Genomic DNA, 24,877 nt, shown 5'->3' with positions numbered 1-24,877 from the left:
TATTTTTTCTACAGGGATTGGTAACTTGGCTGGATACCCCCATCCTGTCGCGCACAATCCAAGAGGTGATTGATGCGCGCCAACTCGTCTGATCCACAAGACACCGTCACAGCGACACAACCGATCAAGGCCGAGCGTCTGCGCTTGCTGGACCTGATCAGCAAATACCGCCAACCCCTGGGCCTGGCCGTCACTCTGCTGTTGTTCGCTATCGCGCTGATCGCCTGTCGCCACCTGCTGAGCGAACTCGATCTGTACGCGCTGCACGACTCGATTCTCGAAGTACCGCAACCGGCGCTGCTCGGCGCACTGGCTGCGACCTTGGTCGGCTTCATCATTTTGCTCGGCTACGAATGGTCCGCCAGCCGGTATGCCGGCGTGACACTGGCGCCGCGCATCCTCGCCCTGGGCGGGTTCACCGCATTCGCCATCGGCAATGCCATCGGTCTTTCGATGCTCTCGGGAGGCTCGGTCCGCTACCGTTTATATGCGCGTCATGGCCTGGGGGCTTCGGAAGTCGCCCACATGACGCTCTTTGCCAGCCTCTCGCTCGGGTGCGCCCTGCCCCCGCTCGCGCGCTCGCCACCCTCAGCGACCTGCCGGCCGCTTCCGTCGCCCTGGGCCTGTCCGAGCTAGTGCTGGGGGCGATCGCCGTCGCCGTACTGCTGCTTTTTACGGTGCTGGCGATCGGCATCTACCGCCGTCGCCTGCCGGAACAGCCTTACCCGGATAATCTGCTGGTCAAGGTCGGTCGCCGCACCTTGCGCCTGCCAGGGCGTCGCCTGACGTTCCTGCAATTGGTCATCACTGCCCTGGACGTGGCCGCCGCCGCGACGTGCTGTATCTATTGCTGCCCGAAGCCCCGCCCTTTGGCGCCTTCTTGCTGGTGTACCTGCTGGCCCTGGCGGCCGGGGTGCTCAGCCACGTGCCCGGCGGTGTCGGGGTGTTCGAGGCCATCCTGCTGGCCGCCTTCGCCGACAAGCTCGGTGCCGCGCCACTGGCTGCCGCGCTGCTGCTCTATCGCCTGATCTATGTGGTGCTGCCGTTGCTGGTGGCCTGTCTGCTGCTGCTGATCAACGAAGGCCAGCGTCTGTTTCAGACCCGCCAGACACTGCGCGCCGCATCCGGCCTGGCCGCACCGATCCTGGCGGTGCTGGTGTTTCTATCCGGCGTGGTGCTGCTGTTCTCCGGCGTGACCCCGGAAATCGATACGCGCCTGGAACACATCGGTTTTCTGATTCCGCATCGACTGGTCGACGCCTCGCACTTCGGCGCCAGCCTGGTCGGCGTGCTGTGCCTGCTGCTGGCCCAAGGTCTGCGCCGGCGCCTGTCGGCCGCGTGGATGCTGACCACCATTCTGTTGCTGGTGGGTGCCCTGCTCTCGCTGCTCAAGGGCTTCGACTGGGAGGAAGCCTGCCTGATGACCCTGACCGCGAGCCTGCTGGGGGTTTTCCGGCGCTCGTTCTATCGCCCCAGCCGCCTGACCGAACTGCCCTTTTCGCCACTGTATCTGGTGTCCAGCCTGTGCGTGCTCGGCGCGTCGATCTGGCTGCTGCTGTTCGCCTATCAGGACGTTCCCTACAGCCATCAACTCTGGTGGCAGTTCACCCTCGACGCCGATGCCCCCCGTGGCTTGCGTTCGCTGCTGGGTGCCGCCGTCCTGCTGCTGGTGGTGTCCCTGACCTGGCTGCTGCGCACCGCGCGCCCGGTGATCCATCTACCCACGCCCGATGAGCTGGATCGCGCGACCAAAATCCTCATGGCTTCCGCCCAACCGGATGGCGGCCTGGCCCTGACCGGTGACAAGGCGCTGCTGTTCCACCCTGACGACCAGGCGTTCCTGATGTACGCACGCCGTGGTCGCAGCCTGGTGGCCTTGTATGACCCGATCGGCCCGGCCCAGCAACGGGCCGAGATGATCTGGCAGTTCCGCGACCTGTGTGACCTTCACCACGCCCGCCCGGTGTTCTATCAGGTGCGCGCCGAGAACCTGCCGTACTACATGGACATCGGCCTGACGGCGATCAAGCTCGGCGAAGAAGCCCGGGTCGATCTGCAGCGCTTCGACCTCGAAGCCAAGGGCAAAGAGATGAAGGACCTGCGCTACACCTGGAACCGTGGCACCCGCGACGGCCTGTCGCTGGAGATCCATGAGCCGGGGCAAGCGCCGATGGATGAGCTCAAGGTGATCTCCGATGCCTGGCTGACCGGCAAGAACGTGCGCGAGAAGGGTTTCTCCCTCGGCCGTTTCAGCGATGCCTACCTCAAGCATTTCCGCATCGCGGTGATTCGGTTCGAAGGTCGCCCGGTGGCGTTCGCCAACCTGCTGGAGACCTTCGGCCATGACCTGGCCAGCCTCGACCTGATGCGCGCGCACCCGGAGGCCCCCAAGCTGACCATGGAGTTCATGATGGTCGGCCTGATCCAGCATTATAAAAATCATGGCTACGCGCGTTTCAGCCTGGGCATGGTGCCGTTGTCGGGGTTGCAACCCCGTCGCGGCGCACCGCTGACCCAGCGCCTGGGCTCGATGGTGTTCCGCCGTGGCGAGCAGCTCTACAACTTCCAAGGCTTGCGCCGCTTCAAAGACAAGTTCCAGCCTGACTGGGAACCCCGTTATATGGCCGTGCCCGCCGGACTCGATCCGCTGGTAGCCCTGGCCGACACTGCCGCCCTGATTGCGGGCGGCTTGACTGGATTGGTGAAACGCTGATGATTCAACGCTCCCTGCGGTACGTACTGAGCACACTGGTAGTGCTGGCCCTGGTCCTTGGCGGCGGTTATTGGTACCTCAAACGTCCGGCACCCGAACCCACCCTCGAACAGCTGGCACCCGCCGACGGTGCGGCGATGACTCGAGTCATCCCCGGCAACACACCGCGCGCCCAGGTGCTGGTGGCGGTCAACGCAGACCAGAAGCTCAGCGACAAACAACTGCTGACCCTCAGCCGCAGCGGCTCGGCGCAGATCGTCCAGGTGATCCTGCCCAAAGATTGCCTGCTGCAAAGTCGTGCCCTGCAATCCGGCCTGAGAGAACTCAAAGGCCCGGCGACGCTGGTCAGCGGCATCGGCCCAGGCGCCGTGCTCGCCTGGCGCTGGCTGTCCGAACAGAAGAACGACAAGGCCCAGGCCGTGTCGGTGGACCTGGCCCTGGAAAAACCCGGTTGCACGCATCTGCTGCCGAAAAGCGCCTCCCACGGTCACTGGCTGGTGGCCTGGAACGACAATCCGGATGACACCAGCGCCGGCTTCGTGCGCGATCAGCCGAACGCCGAAACCAGCATCAGCGACTACGACATCAACCTGCCGCAAGTGCTGAACAACGAACTGCGCAAGTTCCTGGTCGGTGGCGACAAAGCCGCTGGCGGCCTGCAGATCCCGGTGGTCGAAGTGCCGGCCGGCCAAGCCCGGGACACGGTCACCCTGTTCCTGTCCGGCGACGGCGGCTGGCGCGACCTGGACCGCGACGTGGCGGGCGAGATGGCCAAGATCGGCTATCCGGTGGTCGGCATCGATACCCTGCGCTACTACTGGCAGCACAAGAGCCCTGAGCAAAGCGCGCTGGACCTGGCCGAACTGATGCAGCATTACCGGCAGAAATGGGGCACCAAACGCTTCATCCTCACGGGTTACTCGTTCGGCGCCGACGTCCTCCCGGCGATCTACAACCGCCTGGAGCCCGCGGAGCAACAACGGGTCGACGCCATTATCCTGCTGGCCTTCGCCCGTACCGGCAGCTTCGAAATCGAAGTCGAAGGCTGGCTCGGCAACGCTGGCAAGGAAGCCGCCACCGGCCCGGAAATGGCCAAGCTGCCGGCGGAGAAAGTGGTGTGCATCTACGGGGAAGAAGAAGTCGACGAGAGCGGCTGTACCGACAAGACGGCCGTGGGTGAGGCGATGAAGCTGCCTGGCGGGCATCACTTTGATGAGAACTACCCGGCTTTGGCCCAGCGGTTGGTGGATGTGATCGAGAAGCGCCAGGCGAAGGAAACGGCGCTGTAGGAGCAAGCTTGCTCGCGATGGACGTCAACGATAGCGCATTCATCCTGGATGAACGTGTTGCTTTCGAGTCCTTCGCGAGCAAGCTCGCTCCTATAGGTGATCAGGCGCCCCGCCCACAAAAAAGCCCCCGCTGCCTTCACGGCAACGGGGGCTTTTTGATGGGGCTTACATTTCCACCTGGGTACCCAACTCAATCACCCGGTTCAATGGCAGATTGAAGAACCGCAAATTCCCGTTGGCATTCTGCAACATGAAGGCGAACAGCGCCTCGCGCCAGCGGGCCATGCCTTCGAGCTTGGAGGCGATGACCGTCTCTCGGCTGAGGAAGTAGGTGGTGCGCATCGGGCTGAAGTCCAGGTCATCGAGATGACACAGTTTCAGCGCCTGCGGCACGTCCGGCTCATCGATGAAACCAAAGTGCAGGATCACCCGGAAGAAGCCTTCGCCGTGGGATTCGACCTCGAAGCGCCGCGTCGGCGGTACCCGCGGAATGTCTTCGTAGACCACCGTCAGCAGCACCACTTGCTCGTGCAACACCTGGTTATGCAGCAGGTTGTGCAGCAACGCGTGGGGCACGGCGTCCGGGCGGGCGGTGAGGAACACCGCAGTGCCCTGGACGCGATGCGGTGGTTGGACGGCGATGCTGCTGATGAAGATCGGCAGCGGCAATCCGCCCTCGTCGATTCGGTCGACCAGCAGTTGCTTGCCGCGCTTCCAGGTGGTCATCAGCACGAACAGCACGATACCGGCGATCACCGGGAACGCCCCGCCCTGCACGATTTTCGGCACGTTGGCGGCGAAGTACAGACCGTCCACCAACAGGAAGCCGAGCAACACCGGGACGGCGAGGACCGGTGGCCATTTCCACAGCAACAGCATCACTGCCGAGACCAGGATAGTGGTCATCAGCATGGTGCCGGTCACCGCCACCCCGTAGGCCGAGGCCAGGGCGCCGGAGGATTCGAAACCCAGCACCAACAGGATTACGCCGACCATCAGCGACCAGTTCACCGCGCCGATGTAGATCTGGCCCTGTTCGGCACTGGAGGTGTGCTGAATGTGCATGCGCGGAATGTAGCCGAGCTGGATCGCCTGGCGGGTCAGGGAGAACGCCCCGGAGATCACTGCCTGGGAAGCGATGACCGTCGCCATGGTCGACAGGCCGACCAGCGGAATCAAGGCCCAGCTTGGCGCCAGCAGGTAGAACGGATTGCGCGCGGCTTCCGGATCACCGAGCAGCAGCGCGCCCTGGCCGAAGTAGTTCAGAACCAGCGCCGGCAACACCAGGATGAACCACGCCCGCGCAATCGGCTTGCGACCGAAGTGGCCCATGTCGGCGTACAGCGCTTCGGCACCGGTCAACGCCAGCACCACCGCGCCAAGGATCGCCACGCCCATGCCGGGATGCACGATGAAGAAACGCACGCCCCACACCGGGTTCATCGCCCACAACACTTCCGGGTGCTGCAGGATGCCGTAGACGCCCAGCGCCCCGAGCACGACAAACCAGGTGACCATGATCGGCCCGAACAGAATGCCGATCCGCGCGGTGCCGTGACGCTGAATCAGGAACAGCGCCACCAGCACGATCAACGACAGCGGCACCACCCAATGATCGATCCCCTCGAACGCCAGTCCCAGCCCTTCAATGGCCGAGAGCACGGAAATCGCCGGCGTGATCATGCTGTCGCCATAAAACAGCGCAGCACCGATCAGCCCGCACACCACCAGCAGGGTACGCAACCTGGGATGCCCGGCCGCCGCCCGCCGGGCCAGGGCGGTAAGGGCCATGATCCCGCCTTCGCCCTGGTTATCGGCGCGCAGGACAAACATCATGTACTTGATCGAGACGACCCAGATCAGCGACCAGAAGATCAGCGCCAGAATCCCCAGCACCCCGTCATGGTTGACGGGCACGCCATAGCCACCGGAAAACACTTCTTTAAGGGTGTACAGCGGGCTTGTGCCGATATCGCCATACACCACCCCGACCGCCGCGACCAGCATGCCGATCGGCTTGGCCGCCGAATGCTCGGAACCCGCCGCCTGACTACTTGCCTGACCCATCCACCACTCCTACACCCAGATCCGGACTTCTTTGAAAGAAGCACTATGCTTTGCCGTGCAGCATGCGCTGTTTTACTTGTTGTTACAGACGTTTTATTGACTGTAGAAATCGGTAAAGCGTAACGGCGCGAAGCATAGCGCAGCACTCGTCGTATTTCCCCGTATAAAGCTGGTCAAGTGCGCCTCTCATCGCTAGAATTGCGCACTTTTTGATCAGAGACGCGATAAAGCGTCCGTCTGTCGCCTTGCCGATCACGGCTGGAGGCGTCACAAATACCGAGGTTAGACATGTCCACCACTCCTGCGCCGGCCAATCCAAAGGTTGGCTTCGTATCCCTGGGTTGCCCCAAAGCACTGGTCGATTCCGAGCGCATCCTTACCCAGCTGCGCATGGAAGGCTATGACGTCGTGTCCACCTATCAGGACGCCGACGTCGTGGTGGTCAACACCTGCGGCTTCATCGATTCGGCCAAGGCCGAGTCCCTGGAAGTGATCGGCGAAGCCATCAAGGAAAACGGCAAGGTCATCGTGACCGGCTGCATGGGCGTCGAAGAAGGCAACATTCGCAAGGTGCATCCGAGCGTGCTGGCCGTGACCGGCCCGCAACAGTACGAGCAAGTGGTCAACGCCGTGCACGACGCCGTGCCGCCGCGCCAGGATCACAACCCGCTGATCGACCTGGTGCCGCCGCAGGGGATCAAGCTGACCCCGCGTCACTACGCCTACCTGAAGATTTCCGAAGGCTGCAACCACAGCTGCAGCTTCTGCATCATCCCGTCGATGCGCGGCAAACTGGTCAGCCGTCCGGTCGGTGACGTGCTCGACGAAGCCCAGCGCCTGGTCAAGGCCGGGGTCAAGGAGCTGTTGGTGATCTCGCAAGACACCAGCGCCTACGGCGTCGACGTGAAGTACCGCACCGGGTTCTGGAACGGCGCGCCGGTGAAAACCCGCATGACCGAACTCTGCGAAGCCCTGAGCAGCCTCGGTGTCTGGGTGCGCCTGCACTACGTTTACCCGTACCCGCACGTCGACGAGCTGATCCCGCTGATGGCCGCCGGCAAGATCCTGCCGTACCTGGACATCCCGTTCCAGCACGCCAGCCCGAAAGTCCTGAAAGCCATGAAACGCCCGGCCTTCGAAGACAAGACCCTGGCCCGCATCAAGAACTGGCGCGTGATCTGCCCGGACCTGATCATCCGGTCGACCTTCATCGTCGGCTTCCCTGGCGAAACCGAAGAAGATTTCCAGTACCTGCTGAACTGGCTGACCGAAGCCCAACTCGACCGTGTCGGCTGCTTCCAGTACTCGCCGGTCGAAGGCGCACCGGCCAACCTGCTGGACGCGGCCATCGTGCCGGACGACGTCAAGCAAGACCGCTGGGACCGCTTCATGGCGCACCAGCAGGCCATCAGTTCGGCGCGCCTGCAAATGCGCGTCGGCCGTGAAATCGAGGTGCTGGTCGATGAAGTCGACGAGCAAGGCGCGGTCGGCCGCTGCTTCTTCGACGCCCCGGAAATCGACGGTAACGTGTTCATCGACAACGGCAGCAACCTGAAACCAGGCGATAAAGTCTGGTGCAAAGTGACTGACGCCGACGAATACGACCTGTGGGCTGAACAGATCTAAACGCAATAAATACGAAAAGCCCTGCTCTCTTGACGAGATGCGGGGCTTTTTTACGTCTATCGTTTTGTGGGAGAAAGGACTCGCACGATCAACTGCCAAAAGGGGCATTCGGCCATGCGCCAACATTCGGTCGTCCAAACGCCGAAACAGAGCGACTACAAAGAACTGACGCAGGTGTGGGAAGCCTCGGTGCGCGCCACCCACGACTTTCTGCCCGACAGTTACATCGAACTGCTGAAGAACCTGGTGCTGACCCGCTACCTCGATGCGGTCATGCTCATCTGCACCAAAGACTCACGCCAGCGCATCACCGGGTTTGCCGGGGTCGCGGCGGGCAAGATCGAAATGCTCTTCATCGACCCGGCGCACCGCGGCCAGGGGCTGGGCAAGCAGTTGTTGCGGTATGCCCTGGAGCACCTGAATGCCAACGAACTGGATGTCAACGAACAGAACCCGCAAGCCCTGGGGTTCTATTTCAAACAGGGCTTCGAGGTGATCGGCCGTTCGGAAGTCGATGGCATGGGCCAGCCGTATCCGCTGTTGCATATGCGCCTGCGTCAGGCACAGCAATTGAAACGCAATGCCTGACACAACACAAAACCCTGTAGGAGCTGGCTTGCCAGCGAAGGCGGCCTCAAGCCATACAGCGCTTATGAGGACGCCTTCGCCGGCAAGCCGGCTCCTACAAGGTCCCTTCGCTGCGGTGCGGTGATCCGCCAAGCCACACACAAAAAGCTGTACGGTGCAAATCGAGCCGGGCTTAACCGGCGCCAGGCAGGTACAATGCCCACCCCTTTTTTGTTACGGCCCTGTCATGACTGACCCGATTCGACTCTCCAAACGCCTCATCGAACTCGTCGGCTGTTCCCGTCGGGAGGCTGAGCTGTTCATCGAGGGCGGCTGGGTCACCGTGGACGGTGAAGTCATCGACGAGCCGCAGTTCAAGGTCGACACCCAGAAAGTCGAGCTCGATCCAGAAGCGAAAGCCACTGCGCCCGAGCCGGTGACCATCCTGTTCAACGTTCCGGCGGGCATGGATGCGGACACGGCCCTGGCGACCATCAGCGCCGAGACCCTGAGCGAAGAACACCGCTTCAGCAAACGCCCGCTCAAGGGCCACTTCCTGCGCCTGACCGCCAGTACCGACCTGCAGGCCAACGCCAGCGGTTTGCTGGTGTTCACCCAGGACTGGAAGATCCTGCGCAAGCTCACCGCCGACTCCGCCAAGATCGAGCAAGAGTATGTGGTCGAGGTTGAAGGCGACATGGTGGCGCACGGCCTCAATCGCCTGAACCACGGCCTGACTTACAAGGGCAAGGAATTGCCGCCGGTCAAAGCCAGCTGGCAGAACGAAAACCGCCTGCGTTTTGCGATGAAGAACCCACAACCGGGGGTGATCGCCCTGTTCTGCCAGGCCGTCGGCCTGAAGGTCGTCGCCATCCGCCGCATCCGCATTGGCGGTGTATCCATTGGCAAAGTACCCTTGGGGCAATGGCGCTACCTGACCGGCAAAGAGAAGTTCTGAGACTGCTCACGCCGCCACACATTCTGGCGCCGCTGCTTATGCGGCGCCCACTGCCGATTATCAGGATTGCACACCATGATTCATAACGACGTACTGCGCAGCGTGCGCTACATGCTCGACATCAGCGACAAGAAAGTCATCGAGATCATCAAGCTCGGCGGCATGGACGTGACCCTGCCAGACCTGCTGACGTACCTCGACAAGAAAGAAGAAGACGAAGAAGGCTTCGTCCGCTGCCCGGACGACGTCATGGCGCATTTTCTCGATGGCCTGGTGATCTTCAAGCGCGGCAAGGACGAAAGCCGTCCGCCGCAGCCGATCGAAACGCCGGTGACCAACAACATCATCCTGAAGAAACTGCGCGTAGCCTTCGAACTGAAGGAAGACGACATGCACGCGATCCTCAAGGCCTCCGAATTCCCGGTGTCCAAGCCGGAGCTGAGCGCGCTGTTCCGCAAGTTCGGCCACACCAACTACCGTGCGTGCGGCGACCAATTGCTGCGCAACTTCCTCAAGGGCCTGACCCTGCGCGTGCGCGTGTAGGAACCGGCTTGCTGGCGATGGCGATCACACCATCGCCACCGACCCAGCGGTGGCTCGGGTTATCATGCCCACCCTCATTCCCCTTCGACCCCAACCCATGACCTACAGCGTTTCCCCCATCGGCTTCGTGCGCTCCTGTTTCAAGGAGAAGTTCGCCATTCCGCGCCAGCCGCAACTGGCCCCCGCCGCTCGCGGCGTGCTGGAACTGGTGGCACCGTTCGATCAGGGTGACGCGGTGCAGGGCCTGGAGCAGGTCAGCCACGTCTGGCTATTGTTCCTGTTTCATCAGGCCCTGGAAGAAAAGCCCCGCCTGAAAGTCCGCCCGCCTCGCCTCGGCGGCAACAAGTCCATGGGGGTATTTGCCACCCGTGCGACCCATCGGCCCAATGGCATCGGGCAATCCGTGGTGAAGCTGGACAAGGTCGAAGCCGGTCGCCTGTGGATATCCGGCATCGACTTGCTCGACGGCACGCCGATCCTCGACATCAAACCTTACGTGCCGTACGCCGATATCATCGATACGGCGTCCAACAGCATCGCCAGCGCTGCGCCGCAGATGATTCCCGTGCAGTGGACGGCTTCAGCATTGCAACAGGCGCACGGGCACGCTCAGCGCCTTGGCGAGCCCTTGGTGGAGCTGATCGAGCAATGCCTGGCGCAGGATCCGCGCCCGGCTTACCAGACGCCTGCGCCAGAGCGGGAATATGGGGCGCAGTTGTGGGATGTGGACGTGCGGTGGCATTACCCCGAGGCGGGCCTGATCCGCGTCCTTGAAGTCATTCCCGTGCGTCGGCCATAAAAAAGCCCGCATGACCTTCTCAGGTCATGCGGGCTTTCTGTAGGAGCTGGCTTGCCAGCGAAGGTCTTGAATGCGCCGCGTTTACCCGGTAAACACGCGTTATCGTTAACGACCTTCGCTGGCAAGCCAGCTCCTACTCAAGTGACCTGCGGTCACTTTTCGACGAAGGCACGCTCGATCAGGTAGTCACCCGGCTCGCGCATCCGCGGCGAGACTTTCAGGCCGAAGCTGTTCAACACTTCGCTGGTCTCGTCGAGCATGCTCGGGCTGCCGCACAACATGGCGCGATCGTCCTGCGGGTTGATCGGTGGCAGGCCGATATCGCTGAACAGCTTGCCGCTGCGCATCAGGTCGGTCAGGCGACCTTCGTTCTCGAACGGCTCACGGGTCACGGTCGGGTAGTAGATCAACTTGTCACGCAGGGCGTCGCCGAAGAACTCGTTCTGCGGCAGGTGCTCGGTGATGAATTCGCGATAGGCGACTTCGTTGACGTAACGCACGCCGTGGCACAGGATCACTTTTTCGAAACGCTCGTAGGTTTCCGGGTCCTGGATGACGCTCATGAACGGCGCCAGGCCGGTACCGGTGCTGAGCAGGTACAAATGTTTGCCAGGCTTCAAGTCGTCCAGCACCAGCGTGCCGGTAGGCTTCTTGCTGATGATGATCTCGTCGCCTTCCTTCAGGTGCTGCAACTGGGAAGTCAGCGGGCCATCAGGCACCTTGATGCTGAAGAACTCCAGATGCTCTTCCCAGTTCGGGCTGGCAATCGAGTAAGCACGCATAAGCGGGCGGCCGTTGGGCTGTTGCAGGCCGATCATCACGAACTGACCGTTCTCGAAGCGCAGGCCCGGATCGCGGGTGCACTTGAAGCTGAACAGAGTGTCGTTCCAGTGGTGAACACTGAGGACACGCTCGTGGTTCATGTTGCTCATGTACGTGGGACTCCTGGAGATTTGTCTGCGCGCGCTCTGCGCCTGCTCTGAAAAAAAGAGCTGCTGTGCGCAATTGCATCGCATTCTAATGGCAGCCACAATATCTGTTAACTGGATTATTAAGATAAGGGTTATCGGTTATATCGATATGCGATTTACTCTCCGTCAACTTCAAGTATTCGTCGCCGTCGCCCAGCAGGAAAGCGTATCCCGCGCGGCGGGTCTGCTCAACCTCTCGCAATCGGCGGCGAGCACCTCGATCACCGAGCTCGAGCGCCAATGCAGCTGCCAGCTGTTCGACCGCGCAGGCAAACGGCTGGCCCTCAACGCCCTCGGCAAACAGCTGTTGCCGCAAGCGGTGGCACTGCTCGATCAGGCCAAGGAAATCGAAGACCTGCTCAACGGCAAGTCCGGTTTTGGCTCCCTGGCGGTCGGCGCGACCCTCACCATCGGCAATTACCTGGCCACCCTGCTGATCGGCAGCTTCATGCAGCGTCATCCGGAAAGCCAGGTGAAGCTGCATGTGCAGAACACCGCCAACATTGTGCAGCAGGTTGCCCACTATGAAATTGATCTGGGTCTGATCGAAGGCGACTGCAGTCATCCGGACATCGAAGTGCAGAGCTGGGTCGAGGATGAGCTGGTGGTGTTCTGCGCGCCCCAGCATCCACTGGCCAAGCGGGGCACGGCGACCATGGATGAGCTGAGCCACGAGGCCTGGATCCTGCGGGAGCAAGGCTCGGGCACACGGCTGACGTTTGACCAGGCCATGCGTCACCACCGTAGCGGACTGAATATTCGCCTGGAACTGGAACACACCGAAGCGATCAAGCGCGCAGTGGAATCAGGGTTGGGGATTGGCTGCATTTCGCGGCTGGCACTGCGCGATGCCTTCCGCCGCGGCAGCCTGGTACCGGTGGAAACCCCGGACCTGGACCTGGCGCGGCAGTTCTATTTCATCTGGCACAAACAGAAATACCAGACCTCGGCGATGCGCGAATTCCTCGACCTGTGCCGCGCATTCACCGCAGGGGTTCAGCGCAGCGACGAGATCGTGCTGCCCACCATCGCTTAAAGCAGGATCACCGCCCACACCAAGGCGATCATGGTCAACGCCACCAACTGCGCGGCGCTGCCCATGTCTTTGGCATTCTTCGACAGCGGATGCAGCTCAAGGGAAATGCGGTCAATGGCCGCCTCCACTGCCGAATTGAGCAATTCGACAATCAAAGCCAACAGACAGACGGCAATGAGCAGCGCCTGCTCGACACGGCTGACGTTCAGGAAGAACGAAATCGGGATCAGGATGACATTGAGCAGAACCAGTTGCCGAAAGGCCGCTTCACCGGTGAAGGCTGCGCGCAGGCCATCGAACGAGTAACCGGAGGCGTTGAGGATACGTTTGAGGCCGGTCTGGCCTTTGAAAGGTGACATAGAGTAGGCAACTGACTGAAAAGAAGTGGGAAAGCTAGACCAAGCCCGGTCAAAAAAGCGTGAACGGTCAGGCTTTAGTGGCTCGAAATTGACTCGAGTTGTTGCAGAAGCAATGCCGCCTGGGTCCGGGTCCGCACATTCAGCTTACGGAAAATCGCCGTGACGTGGGCCTTGATCGTCGCTTCCGAGACGCTCAGCTCGTAGGCGATCTGCTTGTTCAGCAAACCTTCGCAGACCATGGTCAACACCCGAAACTGCTGCGGTGTCAGACTGGCAAGTCCGGCGCTGGCAGCCTTGGCTTCAGCGGAAACGCTCACGTCTTCGAACGCCTGGGGTGGCCAGAAGACGTCGCCATCGAGTACCGCTCGCACCGCTTTTTGAATGACGCTCAGGTCGCTCGACTTGGGAATGAAACCGCTGGCCCCGAATTCACGGGACTTCACCATGATCGATGCTTCTTCCTGGGCGGAGACCATGACCACCGGAATCTGCGGATACTGACCCCGCAATAGCACCAGCCCGGAAAATCCGTAGGCCCCCGGCATATTCAGGTCCAGCAGCACCAGATCCCAATCGGCCTTTTCGTCCAGACGGGTTTCAAGTTCGGCAATGCTCGCCACTTCCACCAGCCGGACCTCCGGACCGAGGCCGAGGGTCAACGCTTGATGCAGGGCGCTACGGAAAAGAGGATGGTCATCGGCAATCAGGATTTCGTATGTGGCCATTTTTAAAATGATCCTGTTTTTCAAACGAGGTGCAGCCACGGAGCTGCATCGACAGGGCACGTTCAACGCCAATTACATAGCTGTTCACGCAGCTATTCGCGCAAAGAAAAACGGCGTATCAAACCTGGCCGCGCCCTGATCGGCGCCAAGCATGCCCAGCGAAGCCGGGGTGGTCAAGCGACGTAGCCCGTCCAGTCGCTTGCAGTATGGACGACGCTCAGCACGTCACCGCAGCCGCGTTCTGCACGAAGGGCATCAGCTCGACGTGTGCCGGTGTCGCAACGTTCATCTCCAGCTGATGTTTCGCATCGAGGTAATGCTGACTGAACACATCGAAATAAGCGTCCAGTGCCGACGCAGCCTCGACATCGCCCGCCAGATCGAGACACAGCGCCGCCACTTCCGCCGTGCACAGGTGCTCGCTGCGGGTCGAGCGTCGCAGCCGGTACCGGGAGAGTTTTTCGGGTAGCAGGCTCAGGATCGGAAGCGCATCGAAATAGGGGCTTTTGCGGAAAATCTTCCGGGCTTCGGTCCAGGTTGCATCCAGCAGGATGAACAACGGCCGCCGGCTGCTATCAGCCTTGACACCATGGGTCACTCGCTCAGGCTCGACGTACTCGCCCGGGAACACCAGATAGGGTTGCCATTGCGGATCGGACAGCAGCTGCAACAGTTGCTGGTCGACTTCGGTCCGTGACCAAATGAACGCATGGTTGTCCCGCACCACATCGGCGATCAGCCACCCGGTATTACTGGGCTTGAACACTTCCTTGCCGGTCATGATCAGGCACACCCCGGAGCGAGTCTCGACCTGCGGACGCCAGGCACACAGGCAGTGGCTCTCGATCACACGGCAGGCACGGCAACGCGGGGCTCGCCAGCCACGAGCCTGGATCGGCCTGATGCCTTCATCTTCGCGCTGGTCGCGCAGGCGCGCGACAGCATTCAACGCAAAAGGCTTGAGTGCATGGCTCATCGCAGGCAACACCGGAAGGGGTAGGAAATCGACACGAAAATACTCGGCAAGACAGGAAGTGCCCGCAGTTTATCAGACCGGCCGGCGCAAGCCTGTACCGTCCAGGCCACCTCCCCTATAATTCGCCGCCACTGAACGCACAGTCATGTGGCTGGTCGAACCACCAGTCACTGAACCAGGAGAGTTTCATGCTGCGCCTTATCGTTCCTACCGCCGCCATTTTGCTGGCGTCGTCCTTCAACGCTCAGGCTGCTTCCTTGAAAGACATGGAACTGAGCAAAATGCTGCAAAACGTTGCCGCTCAAAGCAGCGTCGGCACTCCACGAGCGATCAACGAAGACATTCTCGATCAGGGCTATACCGTTGAAGGTAAAGAGTTGATCAACCACCTCAGCGTCCAGAGCAGCCACGCCGACAAAATGCGCGCCGACCCGAAAGCGGTGTATTTCCAGCTCGGCTCCACCGTCTGCAACAACCCGGGCTTTCGCAAGCTGATGGCCAAGGGCGCAATCATGCGTTACGAGTTCACCGAGGTGAAGACCAACCGTCCGGTCGCGAGCGAGCGCTTCCAGGAATCGGATTGCCCGAAAGCTGCACCCGCGAAGAAAAAGTAATCATTGGGAATTGGCGCGCCGCTGCTCATCCTCGGCGCGCAGTTCTGCCAACAGCGCCTGCAAGTAGCAAGAGCGTCGCTCGGCAGCCTCAAGACGCCGGCAACACTCCTCCTCGAGACTCAAATGGTGATTCTCGGCCGATGACTTCAGCAATCGATACAGTTGCGTATCGATTTCGATTTCCAGAATGACTCTCGTCATTGCTTCCGGCTCCCTGCGCCTCGCCCTGCGTGAGCGATAAAATCCTTCAACCGCTTGTGTCGTGCGTCCAGCCATTGACGCAAAGTTGTCATGTCACACCTGTCTCTTAGTAAATCAGAGTGATGCACAGTCAGCTTTGCGTTCAGACGAGCGGTGAAATCACCTTGCAAACCGTCAATAAGCGGTTGCCAGGAAAGACTTTGCGGCGCAATGATCAAGTCAGCGCAAATCCTCGCGAGGGTCTAGAGTCATAGTGTGCAGAAGGAGAAGCTGAATGCCTTACCAACCGAATGACCTCCTGAGCCGTCATTTTGAAGAAAGCGGCCACGACCTCACCAGCAAGGTCGAAGAACAACTCAACCTGGTTTCACCCAACAGCCCGAACATCCCCATTTACCGCGACATGATCCTGACCGTGCTACGCATGGCCCAGGAAGATCACAACCGCTGGAATGCCAAGATTACCCTGCAAGCCTTGCGCGAACTGGAACATGCCTTCCGGGTGCTGGAACAGTTCAAGGGACGACGCAAAGTCACGGTTTTCGGCTCGGCCCGAACGCCGATAGAACATCCGCTGTATGGCTTGGCCCGAGAGCTCGGCGCGGCGCTGGCGCGCTCGGACCTGATGGTCATCACCGGCGCCGGTGGCGGCATCATGGCGGCGGCCCACGAAGGTGCCGGCCTGGAACATAGCCTGGGGTTCAACATCACCCTGCCCTTCGAGCAGCATGCCAACCCCACCGTCAATGGCACGACCAATCTGCTGCCCTTCCACTTCTTCTTCACCCGCAAACTGTTCTTCGTCAAGGAAGCCGATGCGCTGGTCCTGTGCCCCGGCGGTTTCGGTACGCTGGATGAAGCGCTGGAAGTACTGACCCTGATCCAGACCGGCAAGAGCCCGCTGGTACCGGTGGTGCTGCTGGATGCGCCGGGCGGCAAGTTCTGGCAAGGCGCACTGGACTTCATTCACCAGCAACTGGAGGAGAATCGCTACATCCTGCCCACCGACATGAAGCTGTTGAGCCTGGTCTATAGCGCCGAAGAGGCGGTGGAGCAGATCAATCAGTTCTACCGCAACTTCCACTCAAGCCGCTGGCTCAAACATCAGTTCGTGATCCGCATGAACCACAAGCTCAGCGACGACGCGCTCGAACACATGCAAGGCGCATTCGCCGACCTGTGCCTGAGCGATCACTTCCACCAGCATGCCTACAGCGGCGAGGAGCACGACGAACCGCAGTTCAGCCACCTGGCGCGACTGGCCTTCACGTTCAATGCCCGTGATCATGGACGCCTGCGGGAACTGGTGGACTACATCAACCTGCCGGAAAACTGGGCGCAGTCAAAACCCCAGGCGCAACAGCGCACGCGGGAACCATCAAAAGTTACGTGAGCCAAAAAAAACGGCCCGCTATCGAAATAGCGAGCCGTTTTATTCAATCGTCCATCCCTCGGCCGCTGAACAAGCGGCTGATCATCTCCATGGAATATCCCCGATAACTCAGGAACCGGCCTTGTTTGGCGCGCTCCCTGGCGTCTATGGGTAAATGTCCGGAGAATTTGCGCCGCCAGGTATCTTCCAGTTGTTCCTGCCAGTTGATACCGCTCTCGCGTAACGCAAGTTCGATGTCAGTACGTTGCAGTCCGCGCTGGCTCAACTCTTCGCGAATACGCAAAGGGCCATAACCGGAACGGGAACGGTAGGAAACGAAACTTTCCAGGTAACGGGATTCGGACAACAGGCCCTCTTCCGTCAAGCGGTCGAGTGCGGTGTCGATCATTTCAGGAAGAGCGCCGCGCTGACGCAGTTTACGCGTCAGCTCGACTCGACCATGCTCGCGTCGCGCGAGCAGGTCCATTGCGGTTCGCCGCACTGCGACGAGTGTATCGAGTACAGCAGTCATCGGATCAATCAGACGTCCACTTCTACCAGGTCATCCGCTTTCTCTTTGGCCGGCGAAGCTTTGACGTCCGGTGCTGGAGACAGCAATTTGTCGCGCAATTGCTTCTCGAGGGTCGCGGCGATGTCCGGGTTTTCTGCCAGGTACTTGGCCGAGTTGGCTTTACCCTGACCGATCTTGGTGCCGTTGTACGCATACCAGGCACCGGACTTCTCGACGAAACCGTGCAGCACACCCAGGTCGATCATCTCACCGTTGAGGTAGATGCCCTTGCCATAGAGAATCTGGAACTCGGCCTGACGGAACGGCGAAGCCACCTTGTTCTTCACGACCTTGACGCGGGTCTCGCTACCAACGACTTCATCACCTTCTTTCACCGCGCCAGTGCGACGGATGTCCAGACGAACCGAGGCGTAGAACTTCAGCGCGTTACCACCGGTAGTGGTTTCCGGGCTGCCGAACATCACACCGATTTTCATGCGGATCTGGTTGATGAAGATAACCAGGCAGTTGGCGTTCTTGATGTTACCGGTGATTTTACGCAGAGCCTGGGACATCAGACGGGCTTGCAGGCCCACGTGCATGTCACCCATTTCGCCTTCGATTTCAGCCTTTGGCACCAATGCCGCCACGGAGTCGACGATGATCACGTCAACCGCGTTGGAACGCACCAGCATGTCGGTGATTTCCAGGGCCTGCTCGCCGGTGTCCGGCTGGGAAACCAGCAGGTCGTCGACGTTGACGCCCAGCTTGCCGGCATATTCAGGGTCGAGGGCGTGTTCGGCGTCGACGAATGCGCAGGTCGCGCCGGCTTTTTGAGCCTGGGCGATCACCGACAGTGTCAGCGTGGTTTTACCCGAGGATTCAGGGCCGTAGATTTCAACGATACGGCCTTTTGGCAGACCGCCAATGCCGAGCGCGATGTCCAGCCCCAGAGAGCCAGTGGAGATAGCCGGGATCGCCTGACGGTCCTGATCGCCCATACGCATTACGGCACCCTTGCCGAATTGACGTTCGATCTGACCCAGGGCCGCAGCCAAGGCTTTCTTCTTGTTGTCGTCCATTAAAGTCCTCACGTAATCAATAAGGCCTGACGGCCAACACCTGTATAAGTAGCCAGTATTATTCCACAGCGCTTGAGGATCGCCTACCCCTGATTTGAGATTTCTCCAGCTGCATGGCGCAGTAGCCCCTCTAGCGCGGCCTTCACCGTTTGTCGGCGAACTTCGTCGCGGTTGCCGGGGAAGTGCTGCACCTCGCTGAATACCCGCTCGCCGACGCCCCAGGCCAGCCACACCGTGCCCACCGGCTTGCTGGGCGACCCGCCATCGGGCCCGGCGACGCCACTGACCGCCACGGCAAAATACGCGCGGCTTTTTTCCTGCGCGCCCCGCACCATCGCCTCGACCACCTCGCGACTGACCGCCCCAACCGTCGCAAACAACTGCGCAGGGACATTCAATTGCTCGATTTTCTGGCGGTTGGAGTAAGTGACATAACCCGCCTCGAACCACGCCGAGCTGCCGGGAATGCGGGTAATGGCCTCGCAAATCCCGCCACCGGTACAGGACTCGGCGGCCGTGACGTGGGTATTGAGAACCTGCAGGCGCCTGCCAAGTTCAGCGGCCAGTTGGGTGATTTCTTTCACGGTCCTCTCCTGAAAGGCTGAATGGGACTACCGTACACGAGCGGATCGCGCTTGCAAGGCACGGCATCGATCAAGATGTTAACGGCCAAAGATGACGCCGGCTCGCTCTCGGCCATCCATTGGCGGGGCTTAATGATCTGGGCGCTATTTTTGTCGGGCTTTCATGCCTGCGTCGGGTGGACCGCCCATGTTAACCTTGCGCCCATCGCGGAAAAGCCGGGCCGACGCCCCTCCTTTGCCCTACACCTTTCAACGAATTTGCCTGATTATCCGATGAATAAAGCGCTCTCCGATCTGTCCTCCCACACGCCAATGATGCAGCAGTACTGGCGCCTGAAAAACCAGCACCCCGACCAGCTGATGTTCTACCGCATGGGCGACTTCTACGAGATCTTCTATGAAGACGCGAAGAAGGCCGCCAAATTGCTGGACATTACCCTGACCGCCCGTGGGCAGTCGGCCGGTCAGGCGATTCCGATGTGTGGGATTCCTTACCACGCCGCGGAAGGTTATCTGGCGAAACTGGTTAAGCTCGGCGAGTCGGTGGTGATTTGCGAGCAGGTCGGCGACCCGGCTACCAGTAAAGGACCGGTGGATCGCCAGGTGGTGCGGATCATCACCCCGGGCACCGTGAGTGACGAGGCGCTGCTGGATGAGCGTCGGGACAACCTGATCGCTGCGGTGCTGGGTGACGAGCGCCTGTTCGGTCTGGCCGTGCTGGATATCACCAGCGGCAATTTCACGGTGCTGGAAATCAAGGGTTGGGAAAACCTGCTCGCCGAACTGGAGCGGGTCAATCCGGTGGAGCTGATGATCCCGGATGACTGGCCGAAAGATTTGCCTGCGGAGAAACGTCGCGGGGTTCGTCGCCGTGCGCCGTGGGATTTCGAGCGTGACTCGGCGCTGAAAAGCCTCTGCCAACAATTCTCGACCCAGGACCTGAAAGGTTTCGGCTGCGAAAACCTGACGCTGGCCATCGGCGCTGCCGGCTGCTTGCTCAGCTATGCCAAGGAAACCCAGCGCACCGCCCTGCCCCACTTGCGCAGCCTGCGTCATGAGCGCCTGGACGACACCGTCGTGCTGGACGGCGCGAGCCGGCGCAACCTGGAACTGGACACCAACCTGGCCGGCGGTCGCGATAACACCCTGCAATCGGTAGTCGACCGTTGCCAGACCGCGATGGGCAGCCGCTTGCTGACCCGCTGGCTGAACCGCCCGCTGCGCGATCTGACGGTATTGCTGGCGCGCCAGACGTCGATCACCTGCCTGCTCGACGGCTACCGCTTCGAGAAACTGCAACCGCAGCTCAAGGAAATCGGGGACATCGAGCGGATCCTGGCGCGGATCGGTCTGCGCAATGCCCGTCCTCGCGACCTGGCTCGCCTGCGCGACGCACTCGGTGCACTGCCAGCACTGCAAATGGCGATGAGCGAACTTGAAGCGCCACACATCATTCAACTGGCCGGGACCACCAGCACCTATCCGGAACTGGCGGCCCTGCTGGCAAAAGCCATCGTCGACAACCCGCCCGCGGTCATTCGAGACGGCGGCGTGTTGAAAACCGGCTACGACAGCGAACTCGACGACCTGCAATCGCTCAGCGAAAACGCCGGGCAGTTCCTGATCGATCTCGAAGCGCGCGAGAAGGCCCGCACCGGCCTGTCGCACCTGAAGGTCGGCTACAACCGTGTCCACGGTTACTTCATCGAATTGCCGAGCAAACAGGCCGAATCGGCGCCCGCGGATTACATCCGCCGTCAGACGCTCAAAGGTGCCGAGCGCTTCATCACGCCGGAACTGAAGGCGTTCGAAGACAAGGCGCTGTCGGCCAAGAGCCGCGCCCTGGCCCGCGAGAAGATGCTCTACGAAGCACTGCTCGAAGACCTGATCGCCCAACTGCCGCCTCTGCAAGACACCGCCGCCGCCCTGGCCGAGCTGGACGTGCTGAGCAACCTGGCCGAGCGTGCACTGAACCTGGACCTGAACTGCCCGCGTTTCGTCGACGAGCCCTGCATGCGCATCAGCCAGGGTCGTCACCCGGTGGTCGAGCAAGTGTTGACCACGCCGTTCGTGGCCAACGACCTGAGCCTCGACGACAATACGCGCATGCTGGTGATCACCGGCCCGAACATGGGCGGTAAATCGACCTACATGCGGCAGACCGCCTTGATTGTGCTGCTGGCGCACATTGGCAGCTTCGTGCCGGCAGCCAGCTGCGAATTGTCGCTGGTGGACCGGATCTTTACCCGGATCGGTTCCAGCGATGACCTGGCGGGCGGCCGTTCGACCTTCATGGTCGAGATGAGCGAAACCGCCAACATCCTGCACAATGCCACCGAGCGCAGCCTGGTGCTGATGGACGAAGTCGGTCGCGGCACCAGCACCTTCGACGGCCTGTCCCTGGCCTGGGCCGCCGCCGAACGCCTGGCGCACCTGCGTGCCTACACGCTGTTCGCCACCCACTATTTCGAGCTGACAGTGTTGCCGGACGCCCAGCCGCTGGTGGCCAACGTGCACCTCAATGCCACCGAGCACAACGAGCGAATCGTGTTCCTGCATCACGTGCTGCCGGGGCCTGCCAGCCAAAGCTACGGCCTGGCGGTTGCGCAATTGGCCGGTGTGCCGAGCGAAGTGATCGTGCGGGCTCGCGAGCATCTGGGCCGACTGGAGGCCACTGCCCTGCCTCATGAAACGCCGAAGCCCGCCAAGGGCAAACCGGCCGTGCCGCAGCAGAGCGACATGTTCGCCAGCCTGCCGCATCCGGTGCTGGACGAACTGGCCAAACTCGACCTGGATGACATGACCCCGCGTCGTGCACTCGAAATGCTCTATGCACTAAAGACACGGGTCTAACGCACTTGCCTGCAAGCTGTTAGAATCTCGCGCGGTTTGGGATGCTGCTGGCTAATAGCCTGGCCAGCAGACTATCGCTCCCGAACCTGGCGACCCCAACGTGAAGGGGCTCCGCTGCCGCCGCCTGAGGAGAAATCTAGAAATGACCTTCGTCGTCACCGACAACTGCATCAAGTGCAAGTACACCGACTGCGTAGAAGTCTGTCCGGTGGACTGCTTTTACGAAGGCCCGAACTTCCTGGTGATTCACCCGGATGAGTGCATCGACTGCGCACTGTGCGAACCTGAATGCCCTGCCGTGGCCATCTTCTCCGAAGATGAAGTCCCGGAAGATATGCAGCAGTTCATTCAGCTGAACGTTGAGCTGGCCGAAATCTGGCCCAACATCACCGAGAAGAAAGAATCGATGCCCGACGCCGAAGAGTGGGATGGCGTCAAAGGCAAGATCAAAGACCTCGAACGCTGATTGCTCCCGCGTTCTCGAAAAGGCCCCTTGCGGGCCTTTTTGCTTTTCTGCAGGCAAAAAAAGGGGCGGTTTGACCCGCCCACATTTTTTTCCCTAGTCCCTGTATTCCTTTTCATCGTCCTGATGAATCGCGTCCTGCGATGTCCTTTCCCCTCATCCTTGAAGGGCGTGTCTGTCCGTTGACACAACCTGAATACTAGAGCGTTCCCGGCCGGGAGCAAGCGGTCACAAACGCCAGAATGCGCTGTCATATGCTCGTAACTTAATAAAATAAGTCTATGAATCAACCGGATAAGAAATCCGTGGGCGGAGAACGGAAGACTGCCACACTGTAAAAATAACGAACACTTACAACAGGGTAAGCAAAGACTTACAGCACGAGACTACAAAGCTGAGGTGATGTCGCAGACCAGGCAAAACCCGTCTGGTAGATAACAAAAAGCCCCGAACCAGTCGGGGCTTTTGTTGCATGCCTGGCAACTACTTATTATTGGAACAGCGACTCGCTCGACAGGCCATTCTTCTCGAGAATCTCTCGAAGACGTTTCAGGCCTTCAACCTGAATCTGTCTGACCCGCTCCCGGGTCAGGCCAATTTCCAGACCTACATCTTCAAGCGTACTGCTCTCGTGCCCGCGCAGGCCGAAGCGGCGGATGACCACCTCGCGTTGCTTGTCGGTCAGTTCCGAGAGCCATTGATCGATGCTCTGGGACAGGTCGTCATCCTGCAACAGTTCGCATGGATCGGTTGGGCGGTCATCGGTAAGGGTGTCCAGCAGGGTTTTGTCCGAATCCGGGCCCAGCGAGACGTCGACCGAAGATACCCGCTCGTTGAGGCCGAGCATGCGCTTGACCTCTGCCACTGGTTTTTCCAGCAGGTTGGCGATTTCTTCGGGTGAGGGTTCATGATCGAGCTTTTGCGTCAGTTCCCGTGCAGCCCGCAGGTAGACGTTAAGCTCCTTGACCACATGGATCGGCAACCGGATGGTCCGGGTCTGATTCATGATTGCGCGCTCGATGGTCTGACGAATCCACCAGGTTGCGTAGGTCGAAAAGCGGAAGCCACGTTCAGGGTCGAACTTCTCTACCGCCCGGATCAGTCCGAGGTTGCCCTCTTCGATCAAGTCCAGCAGCGACAGGCCACGATTGACGTAACGCCGGGCGATTTTCACCACCAGCCTCAGGTTACTTTCAATCATGCGTTTGCGACCGGCAGGATCTCCACTTTGCGACAATCGCGCAAAATGAACTTCTTCTTCGGGAGATAACAGAGGGGAAAAACCAATCTCATTGAGATACAACTGCGTGGCATCGAGCGCACGCGTGTAATCAATGTACTTGTGTTGCTTTAACGAGGCGGAGTGTTTGGATTTGGCACGAACGGAAGGTAGAGCAGCCCCTTCATCATTCGACATCGAATCCGTGTCGATGCCGGTCTCCATAAGGAGAACCTCATCGTCGATGTCAAACTCCGGCACTTCTTTACTGAGAGCCATTGTTATAGTCCTTTGGTGAGTTCGACCCCAAGCTCTAGCGGCGCCTTTATCCTTGGCAACGCTGAAGCCTGTCCCCTCTACGTGACGGAACAGGCTGGATAGCGATCAACGCCGCGGCAGGAATTGCAGCGGATCTACAGGTTTACCTTGTCGGCGAATCTCAAAGTGCAGTTTCACCCGGTCTGTACCCGTTGACCCCATTTCGGCAATTGTCTGTCCGACCTTGACCTGCTGCCCCTCCTGAACCAACAGCCTGCGGTTATGTCCGTAGGCACTGACGTAGGTATCGCTGTGTTTGATGATGACTAATTCGCCGTAGCCCCTTAAGCCACTCCCGGCGTACACCACCGTCCCATCAGACGCAGCTAAAACAGGCTGTCCCAAATCCCCGGCGATATCAATTCCTTTATTCAAACTCCCGTTTGAAGAGAATTTACCAATAAGAATGCCATTAGATGGCCACCCCCAGCCGGTCGGGGCGGGACCCGCCGCGGGCATCGGAGCGGCTGCAGGTTTGTTCGCGACGGACGGTACAACCACCGCTGTACTGGTAGTCGCACCGTTGGCAGGACGTCGGAAGACCGTGGTTCTACTCGACGACGAAGGCGTTGAACTGGCCGAACTGACCACGGTGGTCGGCGTTGAACCGGTGCGACCATCGAAGCGAATCGTCTGCCCCGGATGGATCGTATAAGGCGCAGGAATGTTATTGCGTGCAGCCAGCGCCTTGTAGTCCCAACCGTAGCGAAAGGCGATGGAGAACAGAGTGTCCTTGGGGCGGACGACGTATTGACCCGTCGTCACTGCCGGACGCTGCGCGACGGAATTGTTGCGATCGATGACGCGCACGTCGCTCGACTTGTTGCTGGAACAACCAACCAGCAAGGTGCTCAAGACGAGGCCAGTCACCAGGCGCTGAAAGCTCGTTATACCCATTCGGTGCGCAATGACTGTGAGACTCACCCGCCGCTCCCTTTGTGGTGGCTGAAAATGTGGATTGCCGTGTTACGGCACGAAATGTCGCAAGTATAACGGGCCGTGCAGGCTTTACCTTTAATGACGCAGGCACA

General features: G+C 60.3%; 23 protein-coding genes and 1 pseudogene. 13 read left to right on the top strand and 11 right to left on the bottom strand.

The window, feature by feature from the left end; genetic code table 11:
- Positions 1 to 72: 72 nt before the first annotated feature.
- Positions 73 to 2,713, top strand: a pseudogene (gene mprF / locus BZ163_RS23665) (bifunctional lysylphosphatidylglycerol flippase/synthetase MprF).
- Positions 2,713 to 4,002: a virulence factor family protein gene (locus BZ163_RS23660; RefSeq protein ID WP_128872817.1), complete on the top strand. Its 1,290-nt coding sequence runs from the start codon at positions 2,713 to 2,715 to the stop codon at positions 4,000 to 4,002. Before mprF ends, BZ163_RS23660 begins: the two are co-directional and overlap by 1 nt.
- A 165-nt stretch (positions 4,003 to 4,167) precedes the next feature.
- Here BZ163_RS23660 and BZ163_RS23655 read toward each other — a convergent pair whose 3' ends face one another.
- Complete coding sequence (locus tag BZ163_RS23655; RefSeq protein WP_128872816.1) at positions 4,168 to 6,069, bottom strand: potassium transporter Kup; 1,902 nt, start codon at positions 6,067 to 6,069, stop codon at positions 4,168 to 4,170.
- Positions 6,070 to 6,357: 288 nt separating this feature from the next.
- Here BZ163_RS23655 and rimO point away from each other — a divergent pair, with 288 nt between their 5' ends.
- From rimO to tsaA, 5 genes are all read left to right on the top strand, one after another.
- Positions 6,358 to 7,695 carry a 30S ribosomal protein S12 methylthiotransferase RimO gene (gene rimO, locus BZ163_RS23645; RefSeq protein ID WP_128872814.1) on the top strand — a complete coding sequence of 446 codons (1,338 nt, stop codon included), beginning with the start codon at positions 6,358 to 6,360 and terminating at the stop codon, positions 7,693 to 7,695.
- Between the two features lie 114 nt (positions 7,696 to 7,809).
- Complete coding sequence (locus BZ163_RS23640; protein WP_128872813.1) at positions 7,810 to 8,283, top strand: acetyltransferase; 474 nt, start codon at positions 7,810 to 7,812, stop codon at positions 8,281 to 8,283.
- Positions 8,284 to 8,509: 226 nt separating this feature from the next.
- The gene (locus tag BZ163_RS23635; RefSeq protein ID WP_128872812.1) at positions 8,510 to 9,220 is read left to right on the top strand and encodes an rRNA pseudouridine synthase; all 711 of its coding nucleotides are present in this window, start codon (positions 8,510 to 8,512) and stop codon (positions 9,218 to 9,220) included.
- 75 nt (positions 9,221 to 9,295) lie between these two features.
- Complete coding sequence (locus BZ163_RS23630; RefSeq protein ID WP_128872811.1) at positions 9,296 to 9,763, top strand: DUF1456 family protein; 468 nt, start codon at positions 9,296 to 9,298, stop codon at positions 9,761 to 9,763.
- A gap of 97 nt (positions 9,764 to 9,860) precedes the next feature.
- Positions 9,861 to 10,562: a tRNA (N6-threonylcarbamoyladenosine(37)-N6)-methyltransferase TrmO gene (gene tsaA / locus BZ163_RS23625; RefSeq protein WP_128872810.1), complete on the top strand. Its 702-nt coding sequence runs from the start codon at positions 9,861 to 9,863 to the stop codon at positions 10,560 to 10,562.
- Between the two features lie 152 nt (positions 10,563 to 10,714).
- Here tsaA and fpr read toward each other — a convergent pair whose 3' ends face one another.
- Positions 10,715 to 11,494: a ferredoxin-NADP reductase gene (fpr, locus tag BZ163_RS23615; RefSeq protein WP_008054100.1), complete on the bottom strand. Its 780-nt coding sequence runs from the start codon at positions 11,492 to 11,494 to the stop codon at positions 10,715 to 10,717.
- Between the two features lie 148 nt (positions 11,495 to 11,642).
- Between fpr and BZ163_RS23610 the strand changes: the two genes are divergently transcribed.
- On the top strand, positions 11,643 to 12,569 hold the full coding sequence (locus tag BZ163_RS23610; RefSeq protein WP_128872808.1) for a LysR family transcriptional regulator: 927 nt from the start codon (positions 11,643 to 11,645) through the stop codon (positions 12,567 to 12,569).
- On the opposite strand, the gene BZ163_RS23605 is transcribed toward BZ163_RS23610, so the two are convergent.
- Both BZ163_RS23605 and erdR read right to left on the bottom strand, forming a co-directional pair.
- Entirely contained in the window at positions 12,566 to 12,928 is a 363-nt protein-coding gene (locus BZ163_RS23605; protein WP_064676136.1) for a diacylglycerol kinase, read from the bottom strand. The genes BZ163_RS23610 and BZ163_RS23605 overlap by 4 nt on opposite strands.
- A 74-nt stretch (positions 12,929 to 13,002) precedes the next feature.
- Positions 13,003 to 13,653, bottom strand: coding sequence for a response regulator transcription factor ErdR (gene erdR / locus BZ163_RS23600; protein ID WP_128872807.1), 651 nt, complete (start codon positions 13,651 to 13,653; stop codon positions 13,003 to 13,005).
- On the opposite strand from erdR, the gene BZ163_RS34940 reads away from it, so the two are divergent.
- Complete coding sequence (locus tag BZ163_RS34940) at positions 13,646 to 13,792, top strand: hypothetical protein (RefSeq protein WP_161599949.1); 147 nt, start codon at positions 13,646 to 13,648, stop codon at positions 13,790 to 13,792. The two genes, erdR and BZ163_RS34940, sit on opposite strands and share 8 nt — an antisense overlap.
- 78 nt (positions 13,793 to 13,870) lie before the next feature.
- On the opposite strand, the gene BZ163_RS23595 is transcribed toward BZ163_RS34940, so the two are convergent.
- Complete coding sequence (locus BZ163_RS23595) at positions 13,871 to 14,629, bottom strand: tRNA-uridine aminocarboxypropyltransferase (protein WP_128872806.1); 759 nt, start codon at positions 14,627 to 14,629, stop codon at positions 13,871 to 13,873.
- A gap of 188 nt (positions 14,630 to 14,817) precedes the next feature.
- On the opposite strand from BZ163_RS23595, the gene BZ163_RS23590 reads away from it, so the two are divergent.
- Entirely contained in the window at positions 14,818 to 15,243 is a 426-nt protein-coding gene (locus tag BZ163_RS23590; protein ID WP_128872805.1) for a quorum-sensing-regulated virulence factor family protein, read from the top strand.
- On the opposite strand, the gene BZ163_RS23585 is transcribed toward BZ163_RS23590, so the two are convergent.
- Positions 15,244 to 15,444 carry a hypothetical protein gene (locus BZ163_RS23585; protein ID WP_064676132.1) on the bottom strand — a complete coding sequence of 67 codons (201 nt, stop codon included), beginning with the start codon at positions 15,442 to 15,444 and terminating at the stop codon, positions 15,244 to 15,246.
- 274 nt (positions 15,445 to 15,718) lie between these two features.
- Between BZ163_RS23585 and BZ163_RS23580 the strand changes: the two genes are divergently transcribed.
- Entirely contained in the window at positions 15,719 to 16,837 is a 1,119-nt protein-coding gene (locus BZ163_RS23580; protein WP_128872804.1) for a TIGR00730 family Rossman fold protein, read from the top strand.
- A gap of 43 nt (positions 16,838 to 16,880) precedes the next feature.
- On the opposite strand, the gene recX is transcribed toward BZ163_RS23580, so the two are convergent.
- The 3 genes from recX to BZ163_RS23565 form a co-directional block, all read right to left on the bottom strand.
- Positions 16,881 to 17,348, bottom strand: a complete 468-nt coding sequence (gene recX / locus BZ163_RS23575) for a recombination regulator RecX (RefSeq protein WP_046046277.1) — start codon at positions 17,346 to 17,348, stop codon at positions 16,881 to 16,883.
- Between the two features lie 8 nt (positions 17,349 to 17,356).
- Positions 17,357 to 18,409: a recombinase RecA gene (gene recA / locus BZ163_RS23570; RefSeq protein ID WP_128872803.1), complete on the bottom strand. Its 1,053-nt coding sequence runs from the start codon at positions 18,407 to 18,409 to the stop codon at positions 17,357 to 17,359.
- An 83-nt stretch (positions 18,410 to 18,492) separates the two neighbouring features.
- Complete coding sequence (locus BZ163_RS23565) at positions 18,493 to 18,993, bottom strand: CinA family protein (protein WP_128872802.1); 501 nt, start codon at positions 18,991 to 18,993, stop codon at positions 18,493 to 18,495.
- Positions 18,994 to 19,266: 273 nt separating this feature from the next.
- Between BZ163_RS23565 and mutS the strand changes: the two genes are divergently transcribed.
- Entirely contained in the window at positions 19,267 to 21,846 is a 2,580-nt protein-coding gene (gene mutS / locus BZ163_RS23560) for a DNA mismatch repair protein MutS (protein ID WP_128872801.1), read from the top strand.
- A gap of 142 nt (positions 21,847 to 21,988) precedes the next feature.
- Positions 21,989 to 22,312, top strand: a complete 324-nt coding sequence (gene fdxA / locus BZ163_RS23555) for a ferredoxin FdxA (protein ID WP_128872800.1) — start codon at positions 21,989 to 21,991, stop codon at positions 22,310 to 22,312.
- 487 nt (positions 22,313 to 22,799) lie between these two features.
- Here fdxA and rpoS read toward each other — a convergent pair whose 3' ends face one another.
- A complete protein-coding gene (gene rpoS / locus BZ163_RS23550) occupies positions 22,800 to 23,807 on the bottom strand; it encodes an RNA polymerase sigma factor RpoS (RefSeq protein WP_128872799.1) in 1,008 nt (335 codons plus the stop codon).
- Positions 23,808 to 23,912: 105 nt separating this feature from the next.
- Complete coding sequence (locus BZ163_RS23545; RefSeq protein WP_128872798.1) at positions 23,913 to 24,770, bottom strand: peptidoglycan DD-metalloendopeptidase family protein; 858 nt, start codon at positions 24,768 to 24,770, stop codon at positions 23,913 to 23,915.
- Between the last annotated feature and the right edge of the window lie 107 nt (positions 24,771 to 24,877).

It is taken from the genome of Pseudomonas sp. VI4.1 (assembly GCF_002029345.1).
Lineage (GTDB): Bacteria > Pseudomonadota > Gammaproteobacteria > Pseudomonadales > Pseudomonadaceae > Aquipseudomonas.
This window is presented reverse-complemented; position numbering and strand designations above follow the sequence as displayed.